Source organism: Variovorax rhizosphaerae (assembly GCF_037889975.1).
Classification (GTDB): Bacteria; Pseudomonadota; Gammaproteobacteria; order Burkholderiales; family Burkholderiaceae_C; genus Variovorax; species Variovorax rhizosphaerae.
The window spans coordinates 1-2,704 of record NZ_JBBKZT010000090.1 but is presented as its reverse complement, the minus strand read 5'-3'; the positions used below and the strand labels follow the sequence as shown (position 1 = coordinate 2,704).

Sequence of the window (2,704 nt, the reverse complement as noted above, 5' to 3'; positions counted from 1 at the left end):
TGGGATGGGTCAGTTCAGTGCCCGGCATCTGGGTCAAGAACGCGCCGGCATCAACACCCTGCCTTTCTCGGCCGCTATCAGGCGGCGGTCACCGCGATCCGACGCGGCTTCACATGCTCGGCCTTCGGAATGCTCAGTCTCAGTACGCCGTTGGAGAGGTCCGCCGCGATCCTTTCTGGATCCGGTTCCTGGCTGAGCGTGAAGGTTCGATGGAAGCGCCCAAGCCCGACCTCGGTATGACTCGATTGCAACCCCTCCGGCAATCCCAGATCCACCTCGGCGTCGATCGTGAGGGTTGCGGCTTCTACCTGCAGGTGCAGATTTTCCCGTGAGACGTCGGGCAGGTCCGCGTACAACGTGATGCCATTGACGTCTTCGATCACATCCACAGGTGGCATCAGCGCGGCATCGCTGTAGCGTGATGCATCCTGCGGCCTTCCCTCAAAGGACGAAGGGCGGCCAGCTTGGTCACGAAGTTGGTTCATTTCGATCTCCTTTAGTCATTGAATGGCGATACGGCGCGGCCGGGACGAGGCTCGTCTTTGCACGGTGATGCGCACGACTCCGTCACGGTAGGTCGCATCGATGGCTTCCGGATCCGCATCCTCCGGCAAGGAGAGGACGCGGCGGAACTCGCCCGCAAAACGCTCGTTGATGTGCACCGTGGCCTGCTTGCCATCGGTTGTTGCGCCCTTCATCGACGCCGGAGGTGCGCTGACCCGCGATCGTCAGCACGCCGCGATCCAGATCAATTTCGAGGCTCTGCGGGTCCAAGCCCGGTGCAAAGGGGTAGATCTGCACCGCCTGCTCGGTGCCTCCGACGTTCAATGCAGGAAAGCCGCCGCGACCGAATCCCCGGATACTAGGAGTGAGATCCACTGCCTGCTGCATCTCGCGCTGCAGGCGATCCATCTCGGCAAAGAGGTCGCGAGGAAAAAGAGAGCGATACATAGCGAGCTCGCAAGCTAGAGGCCGGCAAACACTTTTCAAGAGGGCGCCGCGAAGGATTCAGCAAACACAGAGGGGGTGACGCACGGAGCGGAATGCCAGTATCTCCGTGCAAGGCGATGGCGCCATCGCCAATCGACACGGAATGGGCGTCCAGGAGTGCCTGAGGCATGGCGCTGACCGGAACGCCAAGACTGTTGGCGTCATGCCGACCTCCAGGGCAGTACGCACCTACAGGCTGTTGCCTACGCGAAGTTGAGGGATCAGGCTTCAGAAAGGTTTGGATTGTGGCGTCAGGCTTTAAAACCCTGAAGTTCGGAATGCCCATATGGAAGCTAATACGAAGGCTGATCTCCTCGATCGACTGCATGTCGCAATGCGAGAACTCAACACCTCGGAGCGGAGGCTCAGAGAAAAAATCGCCCTTTTTTCGGCTGGGCGCGGGCCATACCCCGCTCCTGAAGAATGGAAGCGTCGTTGGCATTTCGAGGCAACGATCGCTGCTCTGCGCGCGGAGCTTGAAAAGCTTACGGCTCACGCATCCTGAGCTGGTCGACCCACGCTGGTGGACAGCGGTGCCGGAGGTGCTAAGGGGTTGGTAGATCACTCCGACGGCCCGTTCTTGGATTCCAGTTCGCCGATCGCCCAGCGCAGGGCGCTGGCCTCGGCGCGGTCGTGATCGGCGGTGGGTGAGTTGGACCAACTGAGTAGCGACGATGAGCATTCAAGTCCGTGGTGGAAGCGCTGGTTGCACTAGCACCCTTGCCGGGACCTGCGGTTGCAATTTCCTGGCTTTGGCGAGCTTGGTGAGGCGCAAAAAGCTGGCCTAAGCGGGTAAAAGGAGTTCGGCACAATGTCCCAATGAGCCACTTTCGCCATCTCAGTGTTTGTCGACGAGCCTGATCCGGGCCACTTTTTCTGGGTACTCCACGAAAGCACAGAGGACGCTAGCGAGTGGAAGGACGTTCAGTCTGGCGAGCTGGCGTACCAAACGTGGACCGAAGCGTTCGAGGCCGGCACGGTCGCGCTGTATCGGCTGATCGTGGATGAGCGCATCGGGCCGCGCGCTCCGGGTGAAGATGAAGACGCCGCGCCAGCGGGCTGACGATGTGCAACCGCTACACGCCGCCCGACTGGGTTCTGATCGAACGCGAGTGGCACATCGGAGCCCGGAACCAGCCGCAGTGGCCCCTCGAAATCTTCCGCGCTCCGCCGGCCCTTTCATTCGCCGCGCACGAAATGATGCGGGCTACTCACGCGAGCTCGTCGTCGGGCAGTGGGGACTGATTCCGTGGTTCGCGAAGGAGCCGAAACTCAAGTACCCGACCAACGCAAGAAGCGAGGAACTCGCACAAAAGCCGAGCTACAGGGATCCCTGGAAGCGTGGTCAGCGCTGCATCATTCCGGCGGCCACCTTCTACGAGCCGAATTGGGAAACTGGCGAGAACATCTGGTGGCGCTTCGCTCGCGCTTACGGGGCGCCGTCGGGCCTGGCTGGGCTGTGGAACGTATGGACTGACAAAACCACTGGTGAGGCCCACGAGAGCTACACGATGCTTACCCTCAATGCCGCCACGCACCCTCTGATGAGTCGCATGCAAAAGCCCGATCCGAAGCTCAGCCCCTACCAGCAGGACAAACGCAGTGTGCTGGTCAAGTTTTTTCAGACACTGCGATAGGTTGTTTGATTGCCAATTGCTGCTCGAAGGCATTGGGCGGCAAGTTGCCCAGTTTGGAGTGCAGGCGCACGCTGTTG

General features: G+C 60.7%; 3 protein-coding genes and 1 pseudogene. 2 read left to right on the top strand and 2 right to left on the bottom strand.

Going from position 1 to position 2,704, the window contains the following annotated elements; all coding sequences use genetic code 11:
- Window positions 1-77: 77 nt before the first annotated feature.
- Both WKW82_RS40350 and WKW82_RS40830 read right to left on the bottom strand, forming a co-directional pair.
- Window positions 78-485: an Hsp20/alpha crystallin family protein gene (locus WKW82_RS40350; RefSeq protein ID WP_340348821.1), complete on the bottom strand. Its 408-nt coding sequence runs from the start codon at window positions 483-485 to the stop codon at window positions 78-80.
- Window positions 486-500: 15 nt separating this feature from the next.
- Window positions 501-951: pseudogene (locus WKW82_RS40830) on the bottom strand (Hsp20/alpha crystallin family protein).
- An 880-nt stretch (window positions 952-1,831) separates the two neighbouring features.
- Here WKW82_RS40830 and WKW82_RS40340 point away from each other — a divergent pair.
- Entirely contained in the window at window positions 1,832-2,053 is a 222-nt protein-coding gene (locus WKW82_RS40340; RefSeq protein WP_340348819.1) for a hypothetical protein, read from the top strand.
- Window positions 2,054-2,132: 79 nt separating this feature from the next.
- Window positions 2,133-2,627 carry an SOS response-associated peptidase gene (locus WKW82_RS40335; RefSeq protein ID WP_340348818.1) on the top strand — a complete coding sequence of 165 codons (495 nt, stop codon included), beginning with the start codon at window positions 2,133-2,135 and terminating at the stop codon, window positions 2,625-2,627.
- Window positions 2,628-2,704 lie beyond the last annotated feature (77 nt).

What these genes read in the sequence shown, in the direction of transcription:
- WKW82_RS40350 (WP_340348821.1), bottom strand. Translation starts at nt 485, where the DNA reads ATGAACCAACTTCGTGACCAAGCTGGCCGCCCTTCGTCCTTTGAGGGA.